The organism is Xanthomonas populi (assembly GCF_002940065.1).
Taxonomy (GTDB): domain Bacteria; phylum Pseudomonadota; class Gammaproteobacteria; order Xanthomonadales; family Xanthomonadaceae; genus Xanthomonas; species Xanthomonas populi.
In genome coordinates this window covers 1-24095 of sequence record NZ_MDEJ01000019.1, presented here as the reverse complement: position 1 = coordinate 24095, position 24095 = coordinate 1, and the positions used below count along the sequence as shown (strand labels likewise).

Annotated in this window: 20 protein-coding genes and 4 pseudogenes; 17 read left to right on the top strand and 7 right to left on the bottom strand. The window is 64.3% G+C overall.

Going from position 1 to position 24095, the window contains the following annotated elements; all coding sequences use genetic code 11:
* Positions 1–78: 78 nt before the first annotated feature.
* From atpC to XpopCFBP1817_RS04885, 5 genes and pseudogenes are all read right to left on the bottom strand, one after another.
* On the bottom strand, positions 79–492 hold the full coding sequence (atpC, locus tag XpopCFBP1817_RS04905; protein ID WP_128416242.1) for an ATP synthase F1 subunit epsilon: 414 nt from the start codon (positions 490–492) through the stop codon (positions 79–81).
* A 131-nt stretch (positions 493–623) separates the two neighbouring features.
* Positions 624–1079, bottom strand: coding sequence for a nucleoside deaminase (locus tag XpopCFBP1817_RS04900; RefSeq protein ID WP_128416241.1), 456 nt, complete (start codon positions 1077–1079; stop codon positions 624–626).
* A pseudogene (locus XpopCFBP1817_RS04895) lies at positions 1076–1576 on the bottom strand (GNAT family N-acetyltransferase). The gene XpopCFBP1817_RS04900 and the pseudogene XpopCFBP1817_RS04895 overlap by 4 nt, the downstream one beginning before the upstream one ends.
* Positions 1577–1602: 26 nt before the next feature.
* Positions 1603–2685 carry an HlyD family secretion protein gene (locus XpopCFBP1817_RS04890; protein ID WP_128416240.1) on the bottom strand — a complete coding sequence of 361 codons (1083 nt, stop codon included), beginning with the start codon at positions 2683–2685 and terminating at the stop codon, positions 1603–1605.
* A complete protein-coding gene (locus XpopCFBP1817_RS04885) occupies positions 2682–4331 on the bottom strand; it encodes an efflux MFS transporter permease (RefSeq protein WP_128416239.1) in 1650 nt (549 codons plus the stop codon). Before XpopCFBP1817_RS04885 ends, XpopCFBP1817_RS04890 begins: the two co-directional genes overlap by 4 nt.
* Positions 4332–4418: 87 nt before the next feature.
* Here XpopCFBP1817_RS04885 and ubiE point away from each other — a divergent pair, with 87 nt between their 5' ends.
* The 7 genes and pseudogenes from ubiE to XpopCFBP1817_RS22575 all read left to right on the top strand — a co-directional run.
* On the top strand, positions 4419–5180 hold the full coding sequence (gene ubiE, locus XpopCFBP1817_RS04880) for a bifunctional demethylmenaquinone methyltransferase/2-methoxy-6-polyprenyl-1,4-benzoquinol methylase UbiE (protein WP_128416238.1): 762 nt from the start codon (positions 4419–4421) through the stop codon (positions 5178–5180).
* Between the two features lie 203 nt (positions 5181–5383).
* A complete protein-coding gene (locus XpopCFBP1817_RS04875; RefSeq protein ID WP_128416237.1) occupies positions 5384–6274 on the top strand; it encodes a GGDEF domain-containing protein in 891 nt (296 codons plus the stop codon).
* A 74-nt stretch (positions 6275–6348) separates the two neighbouring features.
* On the top strand, positions 6349–8295 hold the full coding sequence (locus XpopCFBP1817_RS04870) for a M1 family metallopeptidase (RefSeq protein WP_208619542.1): 1947 nt from the start codon (positions 6349–6351) through the stop codon (positions 8293–8295).
* Between the two features lie 115 nt (positions 8296–8410).
* On the top strand, positions 8411–9130 hold the full coding sequence (locus XpopCFBP1817_RS04865; protein WP_128416235.1) for a hypothetical protein: 720 nt from the start codon (positions 8411–8413) through the stop codon (positions 9128–9130).
* Positions 9131–9292: 162 nt separating this feature from the next.
* Positions 9293–9907, top strand: a complete 615-nt coding sequence (locus XpopCFBP1817_RS04860) for an HAD family hydrolase (protein ID WP_128416234.1) — start codon at positions 9293–9295, stop codon at positions 9905–9907.
* A gap of 116 nt (positions 9908–10023) precedes the next feature.
* Complete coding sequence (locus XpopCFBP1817_RS21525; RefSeq protein ID WP_158251272.1) at positions 10024–10164, top strand: hypothetical protein; 141 nt, start codon at positions 10024–10026, stop codon at positions 10162–10164.
* Between the two features lie 10 nt (positions 10165–10174).
* A pseudogene (locus XpopCFBP1817_RS22575) lies at positions 10175–10279 on the top strand (IS110 family transposase); the annotation flags it as partial.
* A 93-nt stretch (positions 10280–10372) separates the two neighbouring features.
* Here the strand turns inward: XpopCFBP1817_RS22575 and XpopCFBP1817_RS04855 are convergent.
* Complete coding sequence (locus XpopCFBP1817_RS04855; RefSeq protein WP_128416233.1) at positions 10373–11305, bottom strand: carbohydrate kinase family protein; 933 nt, start codon at positions 11303–11305, stop codon at positions 10373–10375.
* A gap of 288 nt (positions 11306–11593) precedes the next feature.
* Here XpopCFBP1817_RS04855 and XpopCFBP1817_RS04850 point away from each other — a divergent pair, with 288 nt between their 5' ends.
* From XpopCFBP1817_RS04850 to rodA, 5 genes are all read left to right on the top strand, one after another.
* Positions 11594–12640 (top strand): rod shape-determining protein, encoded by a 1047-nt coding sequence (locus tag XpopCFBP1817_RS04850; protein ID WP_023905168.1) that lies wholly within the window; start codon positions 11594–11596, stop codon positions 12638–12640.
* Positions 12641–12812: 172 nt separating this feature from the next.
* Positions 12813–14114, top strand: a complete 1302-nt coding sequence (gene mreC, locus XpopCFBP1817_RS04845) for a rod shape-determining protein MreC (protein ID WP_128416232.1) — start codon at positions 12813–12815, stop codon at positions 14112–14114.
* Positions 14111–14596, top strand: coding sequence for a rod shape-determining protein MreD (gene mreD / locus XpopCFBP1817_RS04840; RefSeq protein ID WP_128416231.1), 486 nt, complete (start codon positions 14111–14113; stop codon positions 14594–14596). The genes mreC and mreD overlap by 4 nt, the downstream gene beginning before the upstream one ends.
* A 3-nt stretch (positions 14597–14599) precedes the next feature.
* Positions 14600–16660: a penicillin-binding protein 2 gene (mrdA, locus tag XpopCFBP1817_RS04835; RefSeq protein WP_128416230.1), complete on the top strand. Its 2061-nt coding sequence runs from the start codon at positions 14600–14602 to the stop codon at positions 16658–16660.
* Complete coding sequence (gene rodA / locus XpopCFBP1817_RS04830) at positions 16657–17775, top strand: rod shape-determining protein RodA (RefSeq protein ID WP_128416229.1); 1119 nt, start codon at positions 16657–16659, stop codon at positions 17773–17775. The genes mrdA and rodA overlap by 4 nt, the downstream gene beginning before the upstream one ends.
* Before the next feature lie 172 nt (positions 17776–17947).
* On the opposite strand, the pseudogene XpopCFBP1817_RS04825 reads toward rodA, so the two are convergent.
* Positions 17948–18917 (bottom strand): annotated as a pseudogene (locus XpopCFBP1817_RS04825) (IS5 family transposase).
* Between the two features lie 47 nt (positions 18918–18964).
* On the opposite strand from XpopCFBP1817_RS04825, the pseudogene XpopCFBP1817_RS04820 reads away from it, so the two are divergent.
* The 5 genes and pseudogenes from XpopCFBP1817_RS04820 to XpopCFBP1817_RS04800 all read left to right on the top strand — a co-directional run.
* Positions 18965–19739, top strand: a pseudogene (locus XpopCFBP1817_RS04820) (transposase family protein); the annotation flags it as partial.
* A 176-nt stretch (positions 19740–19915) separates the two neighbouring features.
* The gene (locus XpopCFBP1817_RS04815; RefSeq protein WP_128416228.1) at positions 19916–20935 is read left to right on the top strand and encodes a sulfate ABC transporter substrate-binding protein; all 1020 of its coding nucleotides are present in this window, start codon (positions 19916–19918) and stop codon (positions 20933–20935) included.
* A 3-nt stretch (positions 20936–20938) separates the two neighbouring features.
* A complete protein-coding gene (gene cysT, locus XpopCFBP1817_RS04810; RefSeq protein ID WP_128416227.1) occupies positions 20939–21799 on the top strand; it encodes a sulfate ABC transporter permease subunit CysT in 861 nt (286 codons plus the stop codon).
* Positions 21796–22749: a sulfate ABC transporter permease subunit CysW gene (cysW, locus tag XpopCFBP1817_RS04805; RefSeq protein ID WP_128416226.1), complete on the top strand. Its 954-nt coding sequence runs from the start codon at positions 21796–21798 to the stop codon at positions 22747–22749. The genes cysT and cysW overlap by 4 nt, the downstream gene beginning before the upstream one ends.
* A 7-nt stretch (positions 22750–22756) precedes the next feature.
* Positions 22757–23788 (top strand): sulfate/molybdate ABC transporter ATP-binding protein, encoded by a 1032-nt coding sequence (locus XpopCFBP1817_RS04800; RefSeq protein WP_128416225.1) that lies wholly within the window; start codon positions 22757–22759, stop codon positions 23786–23788.
* The last annotated feature ends 307 nt before the right edge of the window (positions 23789–24095 follow it).

Below are 24095 nucleotides of genomic sequence, written 5' to 3'. Positions count from 1 at the left end.
TGCAGCCACGCATGCACAAGGCTGCGCGGCCGCTGCGTGCCATCGCTAGCGAGCAGTGCCATGACGCAGATTGGCGCTTTAGCGGTGCAATAACTCCATGTGTATCTGCTCGTAGGCGGTGTCGGTCAGGCTGGTAGCCAGTGGCGAGCCGACCGCAGCCCGCGCCGCTGCCGCGCGCGCCTTGTCCAGATCTTCGCTGCGTGCGGCCAGATCGGCGAGAACGAACACCGTGTCCTGCTGCACTTCCACGTAGCCACCGCAGACATAGATCTGCAATGGCTCTCCGCTGACCGGGCGGATATGCAGCATGCCTTCTGCCAGGATGGTCAGCAGCGGCGTGTGCCGCGCCATCACGCCGAAGCGACCCTCGCTCCCGGGAAGCATGACCTGACGCACTTCGCCGCTCCACAACGCGCCGCTCAGGCTGACGATGTCCAGTTGCAGGGAATGCGCAGTGGGAGTGTTGGACGCCTGTTCGTTGGACGCTGCCACCAATGAACCAACGGGTAAAACGCGAGCTTAGCGCCCGTCCTGTCAACAGACCTTGATTGATATCAAACCCGGCGCGTGCGCGATGACGGCGTTGCGCGCAGGCAGGCACTGTCCGGGCTGCTCAGCCGGGGTCAGTCTTCGCCGATATCTTCGTTCCACACCTCGGGATTGGCCGAGATATAGCCGCCGAGCAGATCGATGCATTCCTGGCTCTGCAGGTCGATGACATTGACCCCGTGTTCGCGCAGCCAGGACACACCGCCCTGGAACGTGACCGATTCGCCGACCACCACCGTGCCGATATTGAACTGGCGCACCAGGCCACTGCAGTACCAGCACGGCGCCAGCGTGGTGACCATGATGGTGTCCTTGTAGCGGCGTTGGCGGCCGGCCTTGCGGAACGCATCGGTCTCGCCATGCACGGATGGGTCGTTTTCCTGCACGCGGCGGTTGTGCCCGCAACCGAGCAGACGGCCTTCGTTGTGATACAGCGCCGCGCCGATCGGGATGCCGCCTTCGGCCAGCCCCTGGCGGGCTTGGGCGATGGCGGTGCCGAGCAGGGCCCGGTAGTCGGGGGTGGTGATCATGCAAGCTCCTGAGTGGCGGCGTCGGCGCGACGCAGCATGTCGATATGGGGAATGCCGTCTTCCAGATACGGTGCGGACGAGGGCGTAAAACCGTGTGCGGCGTAGAACGCTTGCAAGTGCGCTTGCGCGCCGAGTTGCACGGCGCTGGCCGGCCAGTGGTGCTGCACCACGCGCAAGCCTTCGCGTAGCAGCGCATGGGCAAAGCCGTGACCACGCTGCGAAGCGGCAATGACGACCCGGCCGATGCTGGGTTCGGGATAACTCATAGCGGGCGGCAATACGCGCAAATAGGCGGCCGGAACATCGGTGTCGGTGCTTCCGAGCAGATGCAACACGCCCGACTACACGTCCTTGCCATCCAGCTCGGGATACGCGCACTGCTGCTCCACCACGAACACATCCGAGCGCAGTCGCAGCAGTGCATACAGCTGCGTGGTGCTCAGTTGCGCGAATTGCAGGCACTGCCAGCGCAGCGAGGCTGGGGACAGGGAAGACATCCGCGCATGATAGCGGCTGCGTCGGCTCAGTCGACGGCGCTGGTGGTGTCGATCGCCACCACCAGCGACATGCCCTGGCGCAACCGCGGTGCCAGCGGCAGGTCAGGATCCACGCTGATGCGCAGTGGAATGCGCTGGGCAATCTTGACGAAGTTGCCGGTGGCGTTATCGGCCGGCAACACGCTGAATTCCGAACCGGCGGCCGGGGAAATTTCCTGCACGCGCCCGCGTAGACGCGCATTGTTCAGTGCATCCACGGTGAAGCTGGCGCGCTGCCCGATGCGGATCTTCGCCATCTTGGTTTCCTTGAAATTGGCCACGAGCCACAACGTGTCCGGCACCAGCGACATCAGCTGCGTGCCATTGGTGACGTAGGCGCCCTGGCGCACACCAAGCTGACCGAGCTGGCCATCGCGCGGGGCAACAATGCGCGTGTTGTCCAGATTGATCTGCGCCAGTTGCACCGCCGCTTGCGCGTTGGCAACCGCAGCTTCCAGTGCAGCGCGATTGACGCTGACGCTGCGCGCGTTTTCTTCGGCGGCCTGCAAGGCGGCGCGTGCCTGCGCCACGCCGGCATCGGCCTGCGCGCGTGCGGCAAATGCGGTGTCGCGATCCTGTTCGGACACCAATTGCTGGCTGGCCAGTTGCTGGGTGCGTGCGTAGGCCGAGCGGGTGCGATCGCGCTGGGCCTGATTGCTGCGCAGTGCGGCACATTGTTCGGCAATGGTGGCATCGGCGCTATGCCGCTGCTGGTCCCAGTTGGACAGGTTGGCTTCTGCGTTCTGCACCTGCGCCTTGGCCTGTTCGAGCTGCTGGGCATAGATGCGGTCGTCGATTTTGGCCAGCAGCTGGCCATGCTTCACGTGGGCAAAGTCCTGCACCGGCACGTCGGTGACGTAGCCGCTGACCTGTGGCGCGATCACCGTAATCTGACCGTGCACCATCGCGTTCTCGGTGCGCTCGATGGCGCTGACGAACGGCGGCAAGCGCCATGCATACAGCACCAAGGCGACGCCGAGCAGGGCCAGCCCGCCGAAGCCGATCACGCCAGCGATGCGGCGGCGACGTTGTTTTTCGGAGATAGGCGTTGTCTGTGCAGGTGTATTCATGGGCGCGCTATGGAAACAGGAGAGGGGGGCGACACGGGAGGGCGCAGATACCGCCGCCAGACCAGCACGGACAGGATCCATAGCCCGGTGGCGATGGCGATGCAGCCGATCAGCAGAAACACGTCGTTATAGGCCAGCACATTGGCTTCGCGCGTTGCCACGCTGCCCAAGGCACGCAGCCCTTGCGCCTGACGCAAGGCAGTGTCGCCGATGCTGCGGCCGTACAGGCTTGCATAGGCTTGCACGCGCGCGGCCACTTGCGGGTCGCTTAACACCAGGTGCTCGACCAACTGGCTGGAATGGTATTTCTCGCGCAGCACCTGCACCGTGCCGAGCAGTGCGCTGCCTAGCAGGCCGCCCATGTTCTGCGCCATGCCGAACAGCACCACGAAACTGATCAGATTACCGGGCTGCGCGATCACCCGGCCCAGCCCCGCCACCATCGCCGGACCGATGAAAAACGTGCTGCCGAAGGCCAGCAGAAACTGGCTCACGTACATCTGCTCCGGCCGGGTGAGGCTGGTGGCATGGGCATCCATGAAACAACCGATGCAGATGGCGGCCACCGCGATGATCAGATGCTCTGCCACCCGCGCCGGATTGATCAGCCACGCGCTGGAAGCCACGCCGACCACCGCACCCAACAGCATCAGCGCGAACAAGGTCTGCAGTTGCGTATTGGCCAACCCCAGGGTTTGAAAAAAGCCGATCGCGCCGGTGCTTTGTTCGGACAGCACCAGCCGGATCAGCAGAATCGCCAGACCCAGCCGCAGCATGTCGCCGCCGGCCAGCCAGCGCGTATTGACCATCGGGTTGCGGCGGTTGTGCTCAATCCACGCCGCCGTGCACAGCAGCACGATGGAGGCGGCCAGCACCACGCCCAGCCACGGCGTGCTCGTCCACCACAGCAGCCGCCCCAACGAAAGCACCGCAGCCAGACCGGCCGAACCGGCCGCGAACAGGCTGAAGGTGAGAAAATCCAATGGCTCGAACACGCGATAGCGATCGCTTGGCGGCAGCTTGAGCGCCAGCACGCAGGCCAGCGCGAATACCGCCAGGCCGAATTCGAACAGATACAGGCCCTGCCACTGCGCGAATTCCAGCAAATCGGTGGAAAACACCCGCGCCAACGGCAATGCCAACTGCGTGACGCCGAGTCCGGTCACCACTGCCTTGAGCCGGTGCCTGGCCGGAAACGCCTGGATCACGTAGTACAGCCCCAGCGAACTGAGCGCCGCGCCCACCAGCCCGTGTGCGGCACGCACGGTGATGGCCGAGCTCAGGCTGTGCACGAACAGATGCGCGCAGGCGATGGCCGCGTAAAGCGCCAGAAAGATCTCCGTGAACCTGCGCAGCCCGAACTGCTGGCGAAACTTCACCAGCAGCAGATTGGCCGACATGTTGGTCATCACGTAGGCGGCCGGCAGCCAGGCCATTTCGGCGGCGTAGGCGCCCAGCGTGCCTTGCAGATAGGTCAGGTTGGCGGTGACCAGCGCATTGCTCAGCCCGCCGGTCAGCGCCACCACCACGCCCACCAGCCCGTACTGGATGCGCCGCCGGGTGGGGTGCAAGGGCGTGGAGGCCGACCCCGGCAGGGTAGGCTTCTCATGAGGCTGCCAGTCGCGCCGGACGTAGGTGTCGCGCACCGAATGCTCGCAGGGCCAGTCGCAGGTAAGAGCGCGATTGTGGTCCGGTTGCGGTCATGGCGGCGTCAGCAGTGCGATAATCCGCCCATGAGCGAATCTCCCTATACCTCCGGTACCACCCATTTCGGCTTTCGCGATGTCGCTGCCAAGGACAAGCAGAAGCTGGTCGGCGAAGTCTTCAGCTCGGTCGCGCGCAACTACGACCTGATGAACGATCTGATGAGTCTGGGCGTGCACCGCGCGTGGAAACGTTACTTTGTGGCGACTGCGCAGGTGAAACCGGGCGACCGCGTGCTGGATCTGGCGGGCGGCACCGGCGACATCGCAGTGCTGCTCAAAGAGCGCGTGGGCAACGAGGGCGCGGTGGTGCTGGGCGACATCAATGCCGGCATGTTGTCGGTGGGCCGCGACCGGCTGACCAACCGTGGCCTGGTGGCCGGCTTCGATTACGTGCAATGCAATGCCGAGGCGCTGCCGTTCCCGGATCAGAGTTTCGATCTGGTGACCATCTCGTTCGGCCTGCGCAACGTCACCGATAAAGACGCCGCGCTGCGCGAGATGTACCGCGTGTTGCGGGTGGGCGGGCAGGCGCGCGTGCTGGAATTTTCCGAAGTCACCGCCGACTGGTTCAAGCCGATCTACGACTTCCACTCGTTCAAGATCCTGCCGAAGCTGGGCCAGTTGTTCGCACGCGATGCCGCCAGCTACCAGTATCTGGCCGAAAGCATCCGCAAGCATCCGCCGCAGGAATCGCTCAAAGGCATGATGGGCGAGGCCGGATTTGCGCGTTGCCATTTCAAGAATCTGACCGGCGGCATTGTGGCGATCCACTCCGGCTACAAGATCTGAGCGTGATCCGACGCGTCGTTACCTGAGCGTCCAGTCCGGCGTACATCGCGCGCCGGATATCTCGCCAACCAGCTGCGCTTGTGTCCGCTTGCGGTGCCATCGGGACTTGCGCGCCTGCGGTTGCCGACAAACTTTTGAGACTCCCGTCGCGTTGGCTCCACGAATGGTCGGCGACACTGGGCCATCTTTCGCTGGAGACGTGGATGCGCTTGTACGCAGGTCTGTCGCGCGTGTTTCCTCGCTCCTTCAGCGCCAAGCTGCTGGCGGTGACCTTTATCGGCATCTATTTGCCGCTACTGTTGCTGACCGTCTGGCTGGCATGGCAAAGCGAGTTGGGTGGACGCCCGCTGTGGTCGGTGGTGATCGTGGCATTGCTGGCCACGCTGGCGGGCACCGCGTTGACGCTATCTGCGCTATATCGCCTGCTCGCGCCGCTGCGCATCGCCGCCGACGCGCTGGATGCGTACTACGCCGATCAACGCCTGCCCACGCTGCCCGAACATGGCGACGACGAGTTGGGGCGTCTGCTGCGCGGCATCAATCGCAGCCTGCGCGGTATCGACGCCGGCATGCGCGATCTGAAGAAGCACGCCTTGTTCGATTCGCTCACCGAGGCGTTGAACCGGCGCGGTTGCGAGCAGGCGATGCGCGATTCGGTCACCGCCGCGCAGCGCGAAGGCTGGCCGTTCGTGTTGGTCGTGCTGGACATGGATAACCTCAAGACGATCAACGATCGTTTCGGGCATCTGGCCGGCGACCGCATGCTGGTGCGGCTGGTGGAGTCGGCCTACGGCTGGCTGGGCGCGCAGGACTGGATCGGACGCTGGGGCGGCGATGAATTCCTGATCGGTGTGCATGCAAGCGAAGACGAGGCCACGCTCAAGCTCAATCAATGGCTCTCGATGCTCGAACGCGAAGATGCCGACGAAGCGCCGCTGCATGTGAGCGCCGGCAGCGCGGTGTGCGAGCAGGGCCTGGATGGCACCGAGTTGTATCGGCGTGCCGACGCGGCGATGTACCACGCCAAGTTTTCAGGCGGCCGGCGCCTGGTGCGCGATGGGCACGACAGCCCGCGTAGTCATCCGGTGACCTGAGCAACCAGCGATCGCACGGGCAGGCATCGGCCCATGGCGCTAAAATGCCCAATTTCCTCGCTGCGGTGCCGTCGATGCGCTTCCCGTTCCTGTCGCTGTCCCTGGCCGTCTCCATCGCGCTGGCCGGCTGTTCCAACGATTCCCCGCTGCCGGCCACCACCAACGCGGCGCCTGCCGCCACTGCCAAGGCTCTTGTGAAAGCAGACGCCCGCAACCACGACGAAAGCTCCTACGCCCAGCCGCAGTTGGTGGTCATCAAGGACCTGGCGCTGGATCTGAAGCTGGATTTCGATGCCAAGCAGATCGGCGGCACCGCGACCTACACGCTGGAGTGGAAGGACAAGGCCGCCAAACAGCTGGTGCTGGACACGCGCGAGCTGCGCATTGCGCAGGTGCAGGCCGACGACGGCAAGGGCGCACTCTCGCCGCTGCAGTTCGCGCTGGCGCCGGCCCACAAGACCTTCGGCAGCAAGCTCACCATCGAGACGCCGAATCATCCAGCCAAGATCGTGATCACGTATCACACCGCACCGACCGCCTCGGGCCTGCAGTGGCTGGAGCCGTCCATGACCGAAGGCAAGCAACTGCCCTTCATGTTCAGCCAGTCGCAGGCGATCCATGCGCGCAGCTGGGTGCCGTTGCAGGACACCCCGAGCGTGCGCTTCACCTATAGCGCGCATGTGACCTCGCGCCCGGACGTGATGGTGTTGATGAGCGCCGACAACGACCCCAAGGCCGCGCGCGATGGCGATTACAGCTTCACGATGCCCGAGCCGATTCCTTCGTATCTGCTGGCGATTGCTGCTGGCGATGTGGTGTTCAAGCCGATTTCCGCGCGCTCGGGCGTGTGGGCCGAGCCGGCCATGGCCGACAAGGCCGCCAAGGAATTCGAAGACACCGAGAAGATGATCGGTGCCGCCGAAAAACTCTATGCCCCGTATCGTTGGGGCCGTTACGACATGCTGGTGCTGCCGCCGTCGTTCCCCTTCGGCGGGATGGAAAATCCGCGTCTGACCTTCGCCACGCCTACCGTGATTGTCGGCGACAAGTCGCTGGTGTCGTTGGTCGCGCACGAACTGGCGCATAGCTGGTCGGGCAACCTGGTGACCAATGCCAGCTGGAAAGACATCTGGCTCAACGAAGGCTTCACCACCTACGTGCAGGCCCGCATTACCGAGGCGCTGTATGGCGCGGAGATGGCCGAGATGGAGCGCGAGATCGACCAGGGCGATCTGCTGGCCGAACTGAAGGATATGGCGCCGGCCGACCAGGCATTGGCATTGCCGCCGCTGGCCGAGCGCGACCCGGACGAAGCCTTGAGCCAGGTGGCCTACGTCAAGGGCGCGTGGTTTCTGCAGTTTCTGGAGCAGCGCTTCGGGCGCGAGGTATTCGACCCGTTCCTGCGCGGCTGGTTCGACGATCATGCGTTCCAGAGTGCCACCACCGACCAGTTCGTCGATGACCTCAAGAAGAACCTGCTGGACAAGCATCCCAACACCGTGAGCGCGGCCGAAGTGGATGCGTGGTTGAAGCAGCCAGGTATCCCGGCATTGGTAACCAAAGCCCGCTCGCGCAGCTTCTCGATCGTGGACACCGCGCGTATCGCCTGGAGCGGCAGCGGCAGCTTGCCGAGCGCGCAGGTCACCAGCGAATGGGGCACGCAGCAGTGGGTGCATTTCCTCAGCGGCATGGGGGCGACCTTGAAGCCGGAACAGCTCAAGCAACTGGATACCGCCTACCACTTCACCGGCACGCCGAATGGCGAAATCGCCATGCGCTGGTATCCGCTGGCGATCCGCAGCGGCTACACCGACGCACAGGCCGCTGCAGGCGAGTTCATCGAACGCGTCGGCCGCAGCAAGCTGGTGCTGCCGATCTACGCCGAACTGTTGAAGACCCCGGACGGCATCGCCTTCGCCGAACAGGCCTTCGAAAAAGCCAAGCCCAGCTACCACCCGATCACCACCGCATCGGTGGCCGAGATGCTGACCAAGGCGAAGGCGGCACCTGCGCCCAAGTAACATTGCGCGGGTAGTCCATCGCAACGGCGGCCGTAGGGCCGCCGTTATCGTTTCCGATCCATGTCCGCGACGGCTGGTATCGTGGGCGCTTATGTTCCAGCTTCCGGAGTCCACGATGAAGTATCTGCTGAGCGCGGCCTTGTGCGTCGCTGTAGTGAGTGGCTGTACCGACCGCGAGGCGCAACGTAAGGCGCAGGAAACCGCCCAGGCGCAAGCTAAAGAACACGATGCCGATGCGCTCGCCAAGCAATACGACGCGGCGGTGAAGGCCGAAAACTGGGACATGGCACGCGCGCACGGCGCCGCCTTGCTGGAAGGCTTCCCTGGCACCGCTGCGGCCACGCGCGTCGAGCCCGGCTACGCCGACATCAAGGCCAAGGGCGAACAGGCGCGCGAACTGCGCCGCATGCAGGCATTGTGGCAGTACTCGCAAGTACCGGCCAAGGGCGGCACGCAGCGCTCGGCGATGATCGATGCCAAAGAACGCCTGGATGTGGACGGCAGCGGCCCGAAGCCGGTGAGCCTGGTGTTCCGCGATCACCCGCAGTGGAAGCGCCACAGCTATCTCGTGCTCAAGGCCGGCGACTTCAATTGCTACAGCGGCTGCAAGGTGAAGGTCTCGGTCGATGGCGGTGCAGCGCGCCCGATGGCTGCGCATCGCCCCGACACCGACGAAGCGATCGCGATGTTCATCGACGACGACAAGGCGTTGTGGAAATTGGTGCGTAATGCCAAACGCATCAGCATCGCGTTCCCTGTGAAAGCCGGCGGCACGCGCACGGCCGAGTTCGAAGTGGGCGGGCTGGATAACACGCAGATGCCGGACTGGAAGTAGACGCGAGCAACAGACGACTGTGCGGCCAACCGGCGCGCGGTCAGTGCACGGCATCGGCCTGTATCGCTCGACTCCTTTGGTGATTGCGCACCGTCTGCGTCACCTGACGACGGTTCGGCGTGTTGCGCCAGCCACTCTCAAGTCTTCGCACGTAGGAACGGCATGAAAATCGCACAGACATCTCCCGCGTTGTCTCACTACCGCCACTGGGTCTTCGACATGGACGGCACGCTGACCGAAGCTGTGCATGATTTCGCATTGATCCGACGCACGTTGGAGATCCCGCCTGAGGCCGACATCCTGCGTCACCTGGCATCGCTACCGACCGACCAGGCTGCAGCCAAACATGCCTGGTTGCTCGCGCACGAGCGTGAACTCGCACAGACCGCGCGGCCCGCACCTGGCGCAGCGAAATTGGTGCGCGCTTTGCAGGCAGCAGGATGCCGGCTCGGTATGCTCACCCGCAACGCGCGCGAACTGGCGCAGGTGACGTTGCAGGCGATTGGTCTGGACGATGCGTTTGCCTGGGACGACATCGTCGGCCGAGAGGACGCCGCACCCAAACCCGCACCCGATGGCTTGCAGTATTTCGAACGACGCTGGTCAGTGGATGGCGCGGCGTTGGTGATGGTCGGCGACCACCACAACGACCTGGCCTGCGGCCGCGCGGTTGGCGCCTGCACTGTATTGGTCAACACACCGGGTGATCCTTGGCCTGGTTTTGCCGATTGGCGGTTGCACGATTGCATGCAACTGCTGGTGCAGTGGAAAGGCTAGCGTCACATCTCGCAAGTGGGCGAAGAGTACGGACCCAACGCGCGTTGCCAGATGAGGCTGCCCAGGCCTTAACCGATTAATTGGCGCGGCGGCGCCAGTGGGTGGAGATGCTGAGCATGGAGAAGACCCGTCTCAAGCAAGCACCAAACACGCAGGGACACCACGACATGAAGCTGCATATCCAATGGCCGGAGGAGCGCTTGCGCGCCTCGGAGGCGTGCAAGCGCCAGGCGGTGGAGCACAGTCCGCTGGCATAACAGGCCAAACGTCGCCGAGGTGGCGCTGGTGGCGTGCATGCGCAAGCTGCTGGTTATCTTCAACGCGATGGTGCGCGATCAAACAGCCTTCGACGCGACCCTTCACCGGGCTTGACGCCCAACCCAGTTGCTCACCCCGCCCCTGCGGGGCACTTTCTCCCGGTGGGAGAAGGGCTAGGCGGGCTCGACGCTGCTGATCAGCACAGCGTCAAAGCGCATACCCAAACTGCTGCTTGAACTGGTCATTGAACTCGGTGAACTCAAAACGCTGATTCTGCGTGCCTGGATGCTCCACTTTCAGCGCGCCCATCAGATTGCCCATTCGCCCGATTGTCAGCCAGTCGTAGCCGCCCTGGATGCCGTAGATCAGTCCGGCGCGGAAGGCGTCGCCACAGCCGGTCGGGTCCACCACGCGGCGCTCGTGCGCCGGCGGAATGTCGTAGGTCTTCTCCGGCGTATGCACCAGCGCGCCCTTCGGGCCTTGCGTGGTGATGTAGGCCTGCACGCGCGAGACGATGTCCTTCTCGTCCCAGCCGGTACGTTCCTGCAACAGATTGGATTCGTAGTCGTTGACCACCACGTAGGTGGCCTGCTCGATGAACTCGCGCAGCTCCGGTCCGTTGAACAACGGCATCGCCTGGCCGGGATCAAAGATGAAAGGGATGCCGGCTGCAGCGAACTCTTCCGCATTCTGGATCATGCCTTCGCGCCCGTCCGGCCCGACCAGGCCCAGGGTGACGCCGGGCACGTCGCGCACATGGTTTTCGTAGCTGCGCATCATCGCGCCCGGATGGAAGGCGGTGATCTGGTTGTTGTCGTGGTCGGTGGTGATGAAGGCCTGCGGGGTGAACAGATCATCGATGATCTTCACCCGCGACAGGTCGATGCCCAGCGCCTCGAAGTGGTCGCGATAGGGGCCGAAATCCTGGCCAACGGTGCCCATCGGGATCGGCGCGCCGCCTAGCAGATGCAGGTTGTAGGCGATGTTGCCGGCGCAGCCGCCGAACTCGCGGCGCATGCGAGGCACCAGAAACGACACATTCAGGATATGCACCTTGTCCGGCAGGATATGGTTCTTGAACTGGTCCGGAAACACCATGATGGTGTCGTAGGCGAGGGAACCACAGATCAGTGCGGACATCGAGTCAGGCCTTTGCGTAGAGAAATACCCGCCAGTTGCCGGGTATGGCAGCGAGGCGGCGCGAACACCGCGGCGCAAAGGGTAACGGCTGCGACTGATCAGAGCTACAACCGCATGCCACGCCCGGCGTGACCGGCAAATGAAAACCGGGCCGAAATACCTTATTTGTCCTTGCCCGCACCGGGGGGGATTGCTAGGCTAGTGGACTTCGTTTTCTGCCCGATTATCGACCAGTTGTTTCTGCATTGGCGACAGGGCACGCGACTCTTTCAGGAACGGCTCCCCTCGATGTTCAAGAAACTCCGCGGCATGTTCTCCAACGACCTGTCCATCGACCTGGGCACGGCCAATACGCTGATCTACGTGCGCGGACAAGGCATCGTGCTGAACGAACCATCGGTGGTTGCGGTACGTCAGGACCGCGCGATCGGCGGCACGCGCTCGGTCGCCGCGGTCGGCGCAGAGGCCAAGCAGATGCTTGGCCGCACGCCTGGCCACATCACCACGATCCGCCCGATGAAAGACGGCGTCATCGCCGATTTCACCTACACCGAAGCGATGCTGAAGCACTTCATCAAGAAGGTTCACAAGTCGCGCTTCCTGCGGCCCAGCCCGCGCGTGCTGGTATGCGTGCCGGCCGGTTCAACACAGGTCGAGCGCCGCGCCATCAAGGAATCGGCGGAAGAGGCCGGTGCGCGCGATGTGTATCTGATCGAAGAACCGATGGCCGCAGCGATCGGTGCCGGCATGCCGGTGACCGAGGCGCGCGGTTCGATGGTCATCGACATCGGCGGCGGCACCACTGAAGTGGCGGTCATCTCGCTCAACGGCATCGTCTACTCGCAATCGGTGCGTGTGGGCGGCGACCGCTTCGATGAGTCGATCACCAATTACGTGCGTCGCAATCACGGCATGCTGATCGGTGAAGCCACCGCCGAGCGCATCAAGTTGCAGATCGGCTGCGCCTACCCGCAGGACGTTGTGCAGGAGATGGAAATCTCCGGCCGCAACCTTGCCGAGGGTGTGCCGAAGATGATCAAGATCAACTCCAACGAAGTGCTCGAAGCGCTGCATGAGCCGCTGTCTGGCATCATCTCCGCGGTCAAGCTGGCACTGGAGCAGACCCCGCCGGAATTGTGCGCCGACGTTGCCGAGCGCGGCATCGTGCTCACCGGTGGCGGCGCGCTGCTGCGCGACCTGGACCGCCTGATCTCCGAAGAAACCGGCCTGCACGTGCAGGTGGCCGACGACCCGCTCACCTGCGTGGCACGCGGCGGTGGCCGTGCGCTGGAGCTGGTGGACATGCACGGCAACGAGTTCTTCGCGCCGGAGTGATGGGGCCGGGAATCGGGAATCGAGAGTGGGCAATCGTAAAAGCATTTTCTGCATGCGGCCCTGCGCGGTTGCTACGCTGTCCCGCCGATTTTAGTTTTAGCCTCAACCGCACCGAGGGCAGCACACCGCTCTCCGATTTCCCACTCCCGATTCCCCCTTCCCGGCCCTGACAGTGCCCTCCTACGCCGGTCCTCCCGTCGCCTCCCGTCCGGGCGAAGTCACCTCCACGCTGCGCTTGCTGGTCTATCTGGTACTGGCGATCGTGCTGATTGCGCTTGACAGCCGCGGCAGCTGGCTGAGCCAGCTGCGCATGCAGGCCAATCTGCTGATCCAGCCGATCTGGGCGGTGGCTGGGTTGCCGGGGCGGATCGGCTCCCAGGTGCGCGACAACGCCGCCACCCATGCGCAACTGGTGGAAGAAACCCGCGCGCTGCGCAATCAGCTGCTGGTGGCCAAGGCGCGCCTGACCCGCCTGCAGACCGCCGCGCTGGACAACGCGCAGCTGCGCGAGCTGCTCAATGTGGCCGAGCGCCGTGGCCTGGACGTGCAGCTTGCGCCGATCCTGGATATCGATCTGGACCCGACCCGGCAGCGCCTGCTGCTGGATGCCGGCAGCCGCGATGGCGTGCTGATGGGCCAGGCGGTGATCGATGCCGGCGGGCTGATGGGCCAGGTGATCGAAGTCACACCGCTGCATTCGACCGTGCTGCTGCTGACCGACCCCGACCACGCGGTGCCGGTCAGCGTGGCGCGCAACGGCGTGCGCCTGATCGTCTACGGCCGCAGCGACCGGCTGGAACTGCGTGACATCCCGCTCAGTGCAGGCGTGGAGGTGGGCGATGAGATCGTCACCTCCGGCCTGGGCGGCCGCTTCCCGGCCGGCTTCCCGGTCGGCAAGGTCTCCGAATTGCATCCCGACGACACCCACGCCTTCCTGGTCGGCGAACTGACCCCCGCCGCCAAACTCGATCGCGGCCGTGACGTGCTGTTGCTGCGCGCCGGTAAACCGCTGCGCGTGGGCTTGAATCCATCAACCAGCCCAAGCGGTCCCGCCGCCGCTGGAGCTGCACAACAGACCGGCGCGCTGGCACCGTCATCCGCTCCCGCAACTGCCACACCGCCTGCAACGACAATCAGCGGCACCGTGACGTCTTCGCCGCGCACCCCGGCAGCCGGCCACTCTGTCGCTGGTCAGTCCAGTACAACGGGCAAGCGTGCTGCTGCACGCCAGCCAGGCACCATGCCGCCAGCGGCGTCCAATGCCGCACAACGGACCCAGACATCTCCCGTGCCGCCAACGTCCGCGCCAAGTGCTCAACGCGCCCTATCCAGTCGGCGCGCAATGCCCCAGCAACCCGCTCCCACCGATTCCCGAGTCCCCGCGCCCGACTCGCGCTCCCAGCAGCCTGCTTCTGCCGAATCCCCACTCCCAACTCCCCAATCCCGTCCGTCTCCACCGGAGACGGAGCAATGACCCGCATGCGCAACCCCTGGATCCTGCCGGCGAGCTTCGTCATCGCGCTGGTGCTGGGCCTGCTGCCGTTGCCGTTTGTGGTGCAGCCGCTGCGCCCGTATTGGCTGGCGCTGGTGCTGGCGTACTGGGTGATCGAAGAACCGGACCGGGTCGGGCTGGGCATTGCGTTCGTGGCCGGCGTGCTGGCCGATCTGCTGTACGGCGGGCTGCTCGGCGAGCAGGCGCTACGGTTGGTGATCCTGACCTTCATCCTGCAGCGCTTCCGCGCGCGGATGCGCTTCTTCCCGGTCTCGCAGCAGGCGCTGGCGATCGGTGGGCTGCTGCTTAACGACCGCATCGTGTCCTCGGCGGTGCATCTGGCGGTGGGCGAGCCGACCCTGCCGTGGAGTTATTGGTGGGCGCCGCTGCTGGGCATGGCGCTGTGGCCGCCGCTGTTCGTGTTGCTGGATGGGGTGCGGCTGGGCAAGCGGAGCAAGAAGTAAGCCATGCACGGGCGTCGTCATCCCAAGAACCCGCATGCGGAGGCCGAGCAGTTCCGCCGGCGTGCGGTGCTGGGCTTTGTGATGGTGGTGGTGTGCCTGGTCGGCCTGGGCGGCTGGTATTTCAAACTGCAGGTGCTCGACCACGAGGTCTATGCCACCCGCTCGGAAGCCAACCGCATCAAGCCCAAACCGGTGGTGCCCGGGCGCGGCATGATCTACGACCGCGCCGGCCGGCTGCTGGCCGAAAACGTGCCGGCGTTTCGTCTGGACGTGACCCCCGACAAGGTCACCGACATGAACGCGATGCTGGCCGCGCTGGGTAAGGTGATCCCGATCGCGCCGGAAGATCTGGAGCGCTTCAATCGCGAGCGTAGGGCGCGCCGCAGCTTTCTGCCGGTGACGCTCAAGTTGCGTATGAGCGAGGAGGAAATGGCGCGCTTTGCAGTGGAGCGCTGGCGCTTTCCCGGCGTGGAGCTGGAGCCGTATCTGACCCGGCGCTATCCGTTCGGCCCGTTGTTCGCGCACATCATCGGTTACGTCGGTCGCATCGACGAAAAGGACCTGGCGGTGCTGGGCGAGGGCAATGCCGCGCTCACCCACATGGGCAAGTCGGGGCTGGAGCGTTACTACGAGCAGGACCTGCGTGGGCAGGTCGGTTACGAACAGGTCGAAACCAATGTGCAGGGGCGGGCGATCCGCACCGTCGGCCGGGTTGCGCCGCAGTCTGGCGCCGACCTGCGCCTGTCGTTGGATGCCGATCTGCAGCGCGCGATGGTGGCCGCGTTCGGCGAGCACGAGGGCGCGGCGATCGCCATGGACCCGCGCACCGGCGAGATCCTGGGCATGGTCAGCCTGCCCAGCTACGACCCCAATCTGTTCGTTAACGGCATCTCGCACGCCGACTTTCGCGCACTCAACGACAACCCCTCGCGGCCGCAGTTCAACCGGCTGGTGCTGGGTGGCGTGGCGCCAGGCTCCACGCTCAAGCCGCTGATTGCGCTGGCTGGCCTGGATAGCGGCCTGCGCCGGCCCGAAGACCGGGTGTTGTCCACCGGCATGTTCTATCTGCCCGGCGTCAGCCGCGGCTGGGGCGACTCGCACCGCGGCGGGCATGGCTGGACCGATCTGCGCAAGTCGATCGCCCAGTCGGTCAATACCTATTACTACCGGCTGGCGGTGGATATGGGCATCGAGCGCTTCGACCATTACATGGGCGGGTACGGCTTCGGCGCGCCGACCGGGGTGGATCTGCTCGGCGAAATCGGCGGCATCCTGCCGTCTCCGGCCTACAAGTACAAAACCCGCAAGGAGCGCTGGTACCCCGGCGACACCGTCAATATCGCCATCGGTCAGGGCGACTGGAAAGTGACCCCGTTGCAGCTGGTGCGCGGCATTTCGGGGATCGCCAGCGGCCTGCTGCAGCGCCCGCATCTGGTGCTGGAAGAACGCACCGGCTTCGATCACCCGTTGCAGCCGATGATCCAACCGCCGGGCAAGCCGATCAGCCCGAATCCTGCGCATCTGCAAGTAGTGCGCGAGGGCATGATGGACACCATGCGCCCCGGCGGCACCGGCTATGCCATCACCCCCGGCGCGCCGTACCAGATGGCCGGCAAGACCGGCACCGCGCAGGTGGTCAGCCGCAGGGGCGTGGCGGCGGTGGACCCGCGCAGCCTGCCGATGCATTTGCGTCACCGCGGCCTGTTCGTCGGTTTCGCGCCGGCCGACAACCCGCTTATCGCCGTGGCGGTAGCGGTGGAGGGCGGTGGCTTCGGTACCAGCTCGGCAGCGCCGATCGCACGCAAGATCTTCGACGCCTGGCTGCTGGGCAAGATGCCTGCCGGCCTGGAGCCGCTGGACAGCGAGCTCGGCATGACCGCGGTGGGCGTCAACCAGTTCGAAGCCGGCGCCACCGATGCGCGCCAGGCCGGCGATGCAGCCGCCGCCACACTGGACGAGTTGCCGGTGGTGATCGGCCAGAGCGCCGTGGCGCTGGACCCCAACACGCCCGCGCAGCCGGTGGTGCCGGATGTGCCGGATGCGGTCCAGGAGACCGACCATTGAGTGACATCCTGCGCTGGCTGGTGGATATGGTTGCGCGCTTTACGCGCAGCCTGGACTGGGTGCTGTGTCTTGCGCTGGGCGTATTGATGGTGATCGGCCTGTCGGTGCTCAAGAGCGCCGGCGGCACCGCTAACGGCGACCATTTGGTGATGGCGCAGGGGGGGCGTTTCACCGTCGGCATGGCCGCGATGTGGGGCATTTCGCGCATGTCGGTGCTGCGCCTGCGCGCCTGGACACCGTGGGTGTATGGGCTGTCGATGCTGCCGCTGCTGGCGGTGTTCGTGCTGGGCACCGGCAAGTACGGCCGCCAGTGGCTGGATCTGAAACTGTTCTACCTGCAGCCGGCCGAATTGCTCAAGATCAGCCTGCCGATGATGGCGGCCTGGTATCTGCACCGCATGCCGTTGCCGCCGCGCATCTCTACCGTGGTGTTGACCAGCGTGATCATCGGCGTGCCCACCGCCTTGATCATGTTGCAGCCGGACTTCGGCACCGGCGTGCTGATCGCCGCCAGCGGCGTGTTCGTGCTGCTGCTGGCTGGCCTGCCGTGGTGGTGGGTGGCGGTGGGCGTAGGCGCTGTCTCGGCGGCCGCGCCGGTGGCCTGGTTCTGGCTGCTGCGGCCCTACCAGAAGGACCGCATCATGATGTTTCTCAACCCGGAAAACGATGCGCTCGGCGCCGGCTGGAACATCATCCAATCCAAGATCGCAATTGGCTCCGGCGGCTTTGATGGCAAGGGCTGGGGACTGGGCTCGCAGTCGCATCTGAACTTCATTCCGGAGCAGACCACCGACTTTGCGTTTTCGGTCCTCAGCGAAGAATTCGGCTGGATCGGCGTCGCGACTGTGCTCACTTTGTATCTGATCGTGATCGGTCGCTGCCTGTGGATCGCCTCGCAAGCGCGCGACACCTATTCGCGCCTAATCGCCGGTGCCACCGGTTTGGCGTTCTTCGTCTACGTGCTGGTCAACGGCGGCATGATCTCCGGCCTGTTGCCAGTGGTCGGCGTGCCAATGCCGCTGATGAGTTACGGCGGCACCTCGGCCGTATCGCTGCTGGCGGGATTGGGGTTGGTGATGGCGGTCAAGGCGCATCGCCCAGTGCATGGGTATTAGGCTAAGGCAACGCTGATCAAGCACCAGCATCAAGAACCCGCCCAACGGTTGAAGACTCAACGCTACTGACGTGCGTCACAAGCCCGAGAGACTGGTTAAAAACACAGGATATTGGTGACTTGAAGCGGTGTGCGCCGGCTGGCGCAGCCCACGGTGCCCTTGTCGGGCGCAGTTATCCCACCAAGCGGGTGCGTGACAGGTACACAGTCGCCAACCCCAGCGCCACAAAGCTACGGTTGGCGTTGTTGGCCAAACCGCGATAACGCACCTTGGCAAACCCCCACAAGCGCTTGACCACCGCAAAGACATGCTCCACACGCGCGCGCACCTTGGATTTATTGCAGTTGCGGCGCCGCTCGGCTTCATCCACATGTCCGCCCTTGCGCACCCGCTGATTGGTGAAATCACGCGCATGCGGTGCCTGCGCGCGGATCAATTCCTTCTGGCTGGCATAGGCAGTATCGCCGTACAGAGTACAGACGACGCTCCTCGCCGTGCAGCAAATCCCCGATCAAATGCTTGTCGTGGAGAGTGGCTGCGATCACTGCCGCGCTATGCACCAGACCGGTGCGGCGATCAACGCCAATATGCAGTTTCATCCCGAACTACCACTGCTGCCTTTTCCGGGTCTGGTGCATCTCACCATCCCGCGGCTTGTCTGCATTCTCGGTCGAGCTCGGCGCTGCCATCAGCGTGGCATCCAAGATCGTGCCGGTGCCAACCTTCAGCCCGGGTACCTGCAACTGCGCGTTGACCTCAGCGAACAACTCGCTTCCCAGGTCATAACGCTCCAACAAGTGGCGAAACTTCAGCAGCGTCGTCGCATCCTGCACCCGCTCACGGCCCAGGTCGATCCCAACAAAGACCCGCAACGCGGTGCTGTCCAGCAACGCTTCTTCGCACGCCTGATCGGCCAGATTGAACCAGTGCTGAGCAACATACATCTGCAGCATCCGCTCCAATCCGATCGGCGGACGACCCTTGCCCGCCTTGGGATAATGCGGCGCGATCACCGCGCATAACGCCGACCACGGCACGATCTGCTCCATCGTGGACAAGAACACATCCCGACGCGTCGGCCGACGGTAGTGCTCAAATGCGCTTTGCTGATCCGCAGCCATCGCCAGTGTCTGCTGTGTCATCGCTCTGTTCCGAAGCGTCCTACCCAGTGACAAGCTTCGCAGGTTGCTGGGACTTTTTCAGCGTTGCCTTAGAGACCCGTCTGCCGTGCGATCCCCGCTCGCTGACGCGGTGGCCGCAGCGGCTGGGCGAGAATGGAAGGCTTGCTGGCGCACCCCATCAACGCTGCGCACGGCGTCAACGCACGCTGCTGGGGCGCATGTTGCGCGACATGCAGCGCGAGCTGGACCAGGTGGAGACATCCGTGCGCGAACGCATTGCTGTCTGGCTGGAACGTGCGCAACGGCGGTACACGCAGCGCCCGAAAGACACACAAAAACTCTACGCATTGCATGCCCCCGGAAGTGGCATGCCTCGGCGAGGGCAAGGCGCGTCAGCCCTACGAATTCGGCGTCAAGGTCGGCTTGCGGTGAGTGCCTGCAAGGGATTGATCGTGGGTGCGCGCAGCTTTCCGGGCAACCCCTACGACGGCGACACCTTGGCCGAGCAGCTGGAGCAGACGCGTGGGCTGCTGCAGGATCTGCGCGTAGAACCGACGGTGGCGATCGTGGACCTGGGCTATCGCGTGCGCGAGGTCGCTGGCGTGCAGGTCCTGCATCGCGGCAAGGCCAAGACGCTCACGCGACGGCACTGGCACTGGATCAAGCGACTGCCGGCGACGTCGCTGCCGGCTGACAGGTGCACAAGGCGATGCGTTGCACGTGCTTGGCTGCGCCGCCGGCCACACCCTGCGCTGGATCGCCTTTCTGCGCACCTGGATCCGCACGATGGGATGGCCATCCTTGAACCTCGTGCACCGGTCACCGCTGGCGATTGATGTTTGAAAGAGGTTTTCAGAGACGACTAGCGATCACGGCGAGATACCACTACGTCATGCAAAATCGGCATAAGTGGCGGCGTGGATGTCATTTCACCGCCTGCGTGCCGCTGCGCAGCATGGCATGCTTGCTGTTCGGCTGCGTCCCCCCACCAGCTGCGCCCCACCGGCCTGGAGATTGCTGTGACCCATCCCCGTTTCCCTCTCGTGTCGATCTTGTTGTGCGCATGGCTGGCGCTCGCCGGCCCGGCTGGCGCACGCGACATCGGCCTGCTCAACGTGAGCTACGACCCTACCCGCGAGTTCTACCGCGACTACAACGCAGCCTTTGCCGCGCACTGGAAACAGCAACATCCGCAGGACACCGTCACGGTGGAGACCTCGCACGGCGGCTCCGGCAAGCAGGCGCGCGCGGTGATCGACGGCATCGAGGCCGATGTGGTCACGCTGGCGCTGGCCTATGACGTCGATGCGATCGCCGAAAAGGCCAAGCTGATCGACAACGATTGGGAAAAGCGCCTGCCCGACAACAGCGCGCCTTACACCTCTACGGTTGTGTTTCTGGTGCGCAAGGGCAACCCGAAGAACATCCACGATTGGCCGGACCTGCTGCGTTCCGGCGTGGCGGTGGTGACGCCCAACCCCAAGACCTCCGGAGGCGCGCGCTGGAATTACCTGGCCGCTTGGGCCTATGCCGACCGCATCTTCAAGGGCGACCGCGAGCGCATCGTGCGCTACATGCAGGCCTTGTTCCGCAACGTGCCGGTGCTGGATACCGGTGCGCGCGGCGCCACTACCACCTTCGCGCAGCGCGGTATCGGCGATGTGTTGCTGGCCTGGGAAAACGAGGCGCTGCTGGCGCGCGATGAACTGGGCAAGGACAAGTTCGAGATCGTGGTGCCGAAGTTGTCGATCCTGGCCGAGCCGTCGGTGGCCCTGGTTGACAAGAACGCCGACAAGCACGGCACGCGCGATGTGGCCGAGGCCTACCTGCGTTATCTGTACGCGCCTGAGGGGCAGAAGCTGGCGGCCAAGCATTTCTATCGTCCGCGCCACCCGGAATTTGCCGATGCTGCCGATCTGGCGCGTTTCCCGCAGATCACGCTGGTGACCATCCGGGAAGCGTTCGGCTCGTGGGACAAGGCGCAGCAGGAACACTTCGCCGACGGTGGTGTGTTCGATCAGATCCAGGCAAACAAGTAGGCGATGCAGATGGCGGTTGTACCCCACTCGGCGCGGCTATCGCGCCGACGCGTGATGCCGGGGCTGGGCTTGAGTCTCGGCATCACTCTCACCTGGCTGGGACTGATCGTGCTGATCCCGTTGCTGGGCATCTTCATCAAAACCAGTGGGTTGGGTTGGGATGGCTTGTGGCGGGTGTGGAGTGAGCCGCGCGTTTTGTCCGCGTTGCGGGTGAGCTTCGGTACGGCGTTCGTGGCTGGCGTCTTCAATGCGGTGATGGGCACCTGGGTGGCCTGGGTGTTCGTGCGCTACAACTTCCCGGGCAAGCGTTTCTTCGATGCGGTGATCGACCTGCCGTTTGCGTTGCCGACTGCGGTGGCCGGTATCGCGCTGACCGCGTTGTATGGCGGCAACGGCTGGGTCGGGCGCTGGTTGGAGGCGATCGGCATCAAGGTGGCCTATACGCAGTTGGGCATCGTGCTGGCGCTGGTGTTCGTGGGCCTGCCGTTCGTGGTACGGGTGGTGCAGCCGGTGCTGGCTGAAAGCGAGCGCGAACTGGAAGCTGCTGCCGCCACGCTTGGCGCATCGCGTTGGCAAACGGTGTGGCGGGTGGTGTTGCCGGGGCTCTGGCCATCGGTATTGACCGGGTTTGCATTGGCATTCGCGCGCGGCGTGGGTGAGTACGGTTCGGTGATCTTTATCGCCGGCAATCTGCCCAATTCCACTGAGATCGCGCCGCTGCTGATCACCATCCGCTTGGAAGAGTTCGACTATGCCGGCGCCACTGCGATTGCCGCGGCGATGCTGCTGCTGTCGTTGGTGATTTTGCTGGTGGTTAATACGCTGCAGGCACGCCTGCTGCGCTATCAACGGAGGACTGCATGAACGATGCTGTTTCGTCGCTGCCCGCCATGTTGCAGACCCGCACGATGACCGAACAGGCGCGCAGCATCACCGACTCTGCCACCAACGAACCGCGTTGGATACAGTGGTTGATGATTCTGGGTGCGCTGCTGTTCTTGCTGGCGTTTTTGCTGTTGCCGCTGGTGCTGGTCTTCGCCGAGGCGCTGCGCGGCGGCTGGGAAACCTTCTTGCGCGCAGTGGTCGACCCGGATGCGTTGTCGGCGATCAAGCTGACCCTGATCGTGACTGCGATCGTGCTGCCGCTGAATCTGGTGTTTGGTGTGGCCGCGGCGTGGGCGGTAAGCAAGCATCACTTCCCTGGCAAGCGCTTGCTGATCAGCCTGATCGACCTGCCGTTCTCGGTGTCGCCGGTGGTGGCGGGTTTGATCTTCGTGTTGATCTTCGGTCGCAGCGGTTGGGCGTGGCCGTTGATCGACGACGGCTGGCGCGTGCAATTGCCAGTGCCGGGCGAAATGTTGATCCAGCTGCCGCGCATCGTGTTCGCGTTGCCTGGCATCGTGCTGGCGACGACCTTCGTCACTTTCCCGTTTATCGCGCGCGAGTTGATGCCGCTGATGGAACAGCAGGGGAGCGATGAAGAACTGGCCGCATTGAGTCTGGGCGCGCGTGGTTGGCAGATGTTCTGGCGGGTGACCCTGCCCAATATCCGTTGGGGCCTGATGTACGGCGTACTGCTTTGCACGGCACGCGCGATGGGCGAGTTCGGTGCGGTGTCGGTGGTGTCCGGGCATATCCGCGGGCGCACCAATACGCTGCCATTGCATGTTGAAATTCTTTACAACGAATACGCCTACAGCGCCGCGTTTGCGTGCGCTTCGCTGCTGGCATTGACCGCGCTGCTGACGCTGGCGCTGAAGACGTATCTGGAATGGCGACACGGCGATTCGCTAGCCGCCAACCACCGACATTGAGGTGAACATGGGTATCCGCATCCACCGCCTGCGCAAGCAGTTCGAGACGTTCACCGCGCTGGACGACATCACGCTGGACGTGCGTCAGGGCGAGTTGCTGGCACTGCTGGGGCCGTCCGGCTCAGGCAAGACCACCTTGCTGCGCATCATGGCCGGGCTGGAGCATGCCGATGGCGGGCAGGTGCTATTCGGTGACGAAGACGCCACCCGTATGAGCGTGCAGTCGCGCCGGGTCGGCTTCGTGTTCCAGCACTACGCGCTGTTCAAGCATATGGATGTGTTTGAGAACATCGCCTTCGGTTTGCGGGTGCGGCGCGGTAACGCGCGCTGGGCCGAAGCGCGCATCCGCGCACGCGTGGAAGAACTGCTGGCGCTGGTGCAACTGCATGGCCTGGAACAGCGCTATCCCACCCAGCTGTCCGGTGGTCAGCGTCAGCGCGTGGCGTTGGCCCGTGCGTTGGCGATCGAGCCGCGCGTGCTGCTGCTGGACGAGCCATTCGGTGCGCTGGATGCGCAGGTGCGCCGCGATCTGCGCCGCTGGCTGCGTGAGCTGCACGAACGCACCGGCCTGACCACGGTGTTCGTGACCCACGATCAGGAAGAAGCGCTGGAACTGGCCGACCGGGTGGCGATTCTCAACCGCGGCCGCATCGAACAGCTCGACACCCCGGCGATGATCTACGACAAGCCGGCATCGCCGTTCGTGTATTCGTTCGTGGGTGCGGTGAACCGCATCCCTGGCGTGCTGGCGGACGGCCAGATCCAGGTGGCCGGGCATGTATTGCAGGTGGCCAATGCGGCGTTGGCTGCAGGTCCGGTGGAGGTGTATGTGCGGCCAGAAGATCTGGTGCCGGATGATGCCGGTTGGCCGGCCACGGTGGCCTGGTCGCAGCGCAGCGGGGCGCGTTTGCGTCTGCGTGCAACGCTGGATCCGGCAGGCAACGAAGTGGAAGTGGAGCTGCCGGCCTCGGCAGGGAGCTTTCAGCCAGGGCAGCAGCTAAGGCTGGCTGCGCGCCATTACGGGGTGTTTCCGGCCTGATTCAACGCCGGCATGTGCCGGCCTTGAGCCGGGATTGAGAGTAGGAAAGCGGGATTCTGAGAGCGGGCTCCGCTTGTGCTTTGGGATTAGCAATCCCGAATCTCCAATATCAAGATTCTGCGCAGTCAGTCGATGACACGGAAATCCTGACCAGCCCCCATCGACGGTAAAGCACGTGTGCGGGATCAAAGGAGCGCGACGTTGATGTTGCGCTGCAATGACAGTTGGATTAGGGCCTGTTAACACTAATGGCCTGAGCGAGTAAACTATCGGGTATGGAGATCACACCAGAGCAATTTTCCCTAAT

What these genes read in the sequence shown, in the direction of transcription:
- mrdA (WP_128416230.1), top strand. Translation starts at nt 14,600, where the DNA reads ATGCACGGGCGTCGTCATCCCAAGAACCCGCATGCGGAGGCCGAGCAG.
- XpopCFBP1817_RS04875 (WP_128416237.1), top strand. Translation starts at nt 5,384, where the DNA reads ATGCGCTTGTACGCAGGTCTGTCGCGCGTGTTTCCTCGCTCCTTCAGC.
- XpopCFBP1817_RS04890 (WP_128416240.1), bottom strand. Translation starts at nt 2,685, where the DNA reads ATGAATACACCTGCACAGACAACGCCTATCTCCGAAAAACAACGTCGC.
- cysW (WP_128416226.1), top strand. Translation starts at nt 21,796, where the DNA reads ATGAACGATGCTGTTTCGTCGCTGCCCGCCATGTTGCAGACCCGCACG.
- ubiE (WP_128416238.1), top strand. Translation starts at nt 4,419, where the DNA reads ATGAGCGAATCTCCCTATACCTCCGGTACCACCCATTTCGGCTTTCGC.
- XpopCFBP1817_RS04800 (WP_128416225.1), top strand. Translation starts at nt 22,757, where the DNA reads ATGGGTATCCGCATCCACCGCCTGCGCAAGCAGTTCGAGACGTTCACC.
- cysT (WP_128416227.1), top strand. Translation starts at nt 20,939, where the DNA reads ATGCAGATGGCGGTTGTACCCCACTCGGCGCGGCTATCGCGCCGACGC.
- XpopCFBP1817_RS21525 (WP_158251272.1), top strand. Translation starts at nt 10,024, where the DNA reads ATGGAGAAGACCCGTCTCAAGCAAGCACCAAACACGCAGGGACACCAC.
- XpopCFBP1817_RS04900 (WP_128416241.1), bottom strand. Translation starts at nt 1,079, where the DNA reads ATGATCACCACCCCCGACTACCGGGCCCTGCTCGGCACCGCCATCGCC.
- XpopCFBP1817_RS04865 (WP_128416235.1), top strand. Translation starts at nt 8,411, where the DNA reads ATGAAGTATCTGCTGAGCGCGGCCTTGTGCGTCGCTGTAGTGAGTGGC.
- mreD (WP_128416231.1), top strand. Translation starts at nt 14,111, where the DNA reads ATGACCCGCATGCGCAACCCCTGGATCCTGCCGGCGAGCTTCGTCATC.
- XpopCFBP1817_RS04855 (WP_128416233.1), bottom strand. Translation starts at nt 11,305, where the DNA reads ATGTCCGCACTGATCTGTGGTTCCCTCGCCTACGACACCATCATGGTG.
- XpopCFBP1817_RS04870 (WP_208619542.1), top strand. Translation starts at nt 6,349, where the DNA reads ATGCGCTTCCCGTTCCTGTCGCTGTCCCTGGCCGTCTCCATCGCGCTG.
- XpopCFBP1817_RS04850 (WP_023905168.1), top strand. Translation starts at nt 11,594, where the DNA reads ATGTTCAAGAAACTCCGCGGCATGTTCTCCAACGACCTGTCCATCGAC.
- XpopCFBP1817_RS04860 (WP_128416234.1), top strand. Translation starts at nt 9,293, where the DNA reads ATGAAAATCGCACAGACATCTCCCGCGTTGTCTCACTACCGCCACTGG.